Raw genomic sequence first — 3125 nt, 5'->3', positions numbered from 1 at the left:
TTCTAGCTTCGTCGGCAGCGTCAGATGTGTATAAGAGACAGGGTTCAACGGGACCAACAGGAGACACGGGTTCAACAGGTTCAACAGGACCAACAGGAGATACGGGTTCAACAGGTTCAACGGGACCAACAGGAGATACGGGTCTAACAGGTTCAACAGGACCAACAGGAGATACCGGTCCAACGGGTTCAACAGGTTCAGCAGGAGATACCGGTCCAACAGGACCAACAGAACTAAGCTGTATTAGAACTGATCCGAATAATGGATGTTCTGTAGCAGAAGGAAGTGATACTATTGCAAATGGATTTGCCTCACATGCAGAAGGTAGGCAAACGATTGCTAATGGAATCGCTTCTCATGCTGAGGGAGGAACTCCAGATATTACCTTATTTCCAGCTCCGCAGGCGTTAGGAGATTTTTCTCATGTAGAAGGAATTGCTACAAGTACAACAGTCGGTGGAGCTGGTGCCCATGCGGAAGGTTTTGGTACAACAGCGAGCGGACCTGTTTCACATGCTGAGGGATCAGAAACGACAGCGAGCGGACCTGCTTCGCATGCGGAAGGATTTAGTACAACCGCCAGTAATGGGGCCGCACATGCTGAGGGATCAAGAACAATAGCTAGCGGAGGATCTTCTCATGCCGAAGGTGGTGGTACAACGGCAAGTGAATCTTTTTCTCATGCGGAAGGGCAAAATACAACAGCGAGTGGGAACTCTTCGCATGCGGAAGGTTTTGGTACAATAGCGACTGGACCTGCATCCCATGCGGAAGGATTTAATACAATTGCCAGCGGATCTAATTCTCATGCCGAAGGTGGAGGTACAACAGCGGCTGGTGTTAATTCCCATGCAGAAGGTTCGAATACGACAGCGAGTGGTACTAATTCTCATGCGGAAGGAAATACTACACAAGCCCAAGGAACAGATTCCCATACGGAAGGTCAAAACACGTCTACAGGACCATTGGCAACTGCTGCTCACGCGGAAGGAAATGGTACACAAGCAAATGCAGATAATTCCCACGCTGAAGGGCTACAAACAGTTGCGAGTGGAATTAACTCCCATGCGGAAGGAGAAGGGAACACGGCAAGTGGAAGGGCTTCGCATGTGGAAGGCGGTGGTGTTGATCAAAATGGTAATGTAGCATTTTCATTAGCTAGTGGATCTAGTTCCCATGCGGAAGGAGTGAATACGACAGCCAGTGGATTTGGTTCCCATGCTGAGGGTGGGACTCCTGATATTACAATTAATCCAGGCTCACAAGCAACGGGTGACTTTTCTCATGCGGAAGGTTCTAGTACAACCGCAAGTGGAATTTCTTCCCACTCAGAAGGAACAGGTACAACGGCAAGTGGATTTGCGGCCCATGCTGAAGGATCAGGTACAATTGCTAGTGGGGATTTATCTCATACTGAAGGATTGAGCACAACAACAAATGGTTTCGAAGGAGCCCATATTATGGGTAGAAATGGAGCTGTTAATGCTACAGATGGGGATCCAACTTATTCGTGGAATGTAGCTTTCGGAGCAGTGGCCTATGATGTTACAGGTCTAGTTGGAAAACTTTTGAATAACGGCAATATGTTTGTGGATGGAGCATATTTAACTCCAGCAGGTGATTACGCAGAAATGTTTGAAACAGCCAATGGAAACCCGATTGATGTTGGCTATTTCGTTACTGTGTCGACAGAAGATAAAGTCCGAAAAGCCGCTTCAAATGATCTATTTATTTTGGGAATAACAAGTGCAACACCAGGTCTGCTAGGAAATAGCGGATGCTTACGCTGGCAAGGAAAATATCTGACTGATGAATGGGGACGAAAAAAATATCATGAGGTTACCATTCCAACTCAAAAAGATGGGGAAGGAAATGTAATCACTCCAGAAAGAAAAATAATGCAGCCTATCCTCAATCCAAAATGGAATCCTCATGAAGAATATACCTCTCGTATAAATCGTACAGAATGGGTAGCCGTCGGATTAATTGGTCAATTACTAGTTCGAGATGATGGAACTTGTGAAACCCATGGATATTGTTGGTCGAATGATGATGGAGTTGCAACAAAATCGGAGAAAGGATACTTTGTATTAAAACGTACAGGTCCTAATCAAATTCTGATTTTGGTTCGTTAGAGAACGAATATAGTGTAGTTATTTTAAATGATCTTTTAACTTGATAGCAATGTGGCGGTACCCCACATCCATCAACTTAAGGATTTAGACTATTCTTGAAGTTAAAAGCACGTTACTATTCTCTTATGTTAATGAGAAAGGGTGACGTGCTTTTTATGAATATTCATAAAAAACAAGAGTTGTCTTTATTTGCTGAAGAGTTATATCGATATATGTCTCCCGCTACACTTAATCAATTAGCTATAGAAGCAGGCGGAATGAAACAAAAACGCAAGTGCCATGGGCACCATTTTTTATCTTTGTGTGTATGGTTAAATCAACAAATCGCTACTACCTCTCTTACTCAACTTTGTAGTCAATTAGAAACTTCAACAGGAGTTTTATTAAGTCCTGAGGGACTTAATCGACGATTTACCTCGGCTTCTGTATCCTTCTTTCGAACTGTATTTACTACACTTCTACAAGCTAAAATTGGAGGATTATCTAAGATTTCTCATGTCCTTTCTGCTCACTTTGAGCGTATTCTTATCCTTGTTTGCATCTACTTATCCTGGTGCCGGAGGATGTAGTCATAGAGCTGATGTAAAAATTCAACTAGAGTATGACCTGTTGAGTGGAGAATTTTCTGATGTGAAAATTGAACTAGTATGGTGCGACTCGAACAGATATGGCACAAAAGAATGAACTATATATTCGTGACCTAGGATATTATCGTTTACAAGACTTTAAATCTATTCAAGATAGGCAAGGATACTATTTATCACGTCTTAAGTTACCAACTAAAATATATAGAAAAGAGTTCGAAACAGTCGTATTTAAAACAAAACCCGCCCAACTGAGGCCGGTATATATACAAATTCATTTGGAAGAAATCATGAACCAGTTACAACCTGGCCAAGTGTATGAATTACATGATGTATATGTAGGGAGCAAAGACAAATTATCTACTCGCATTGTGGTTTATAAATATACGGAGGAGCAAAAACAAAA

Annotated in this window: 1 protein-coding gene and 1 pseudogene; both read left to right on the top strand. The window is 42.6% G+C overall.

The annotated features are described in order from the left end of the window. On the top strand, positions 1 to 2135 hold a 2135-nt coding region (locus JDS92_RS29835; protein WP_199633021.1), incomplete at its 5' end, for a peptidase G2 autoproteolytic cleavage domain-containing protein. A 155-nt stretch (positions 2136 to 2290) separates the two neighbouring features. Continuing rightward, a pseudogene (locus JDS92_RS29830) lies at positions 2291 to 3125 on the top strand (IS4 family transposase); the annotation flags it as partial.

It is taken from the genome of Bacillus cereus group sp. N12, from assembly GCF_016483575.1.
Classification (GTDB): domain Bacteria; phylum Bacillota; class Bacilli; order Bacillales; family Bacillaceae_G; genus Bacillus_A; species Bacillus_A toyonensis.
Note: the sequence above shows the minus strand (reverse complement) of the source record. Positions and strands in the feature narration are given on the sequence as shown.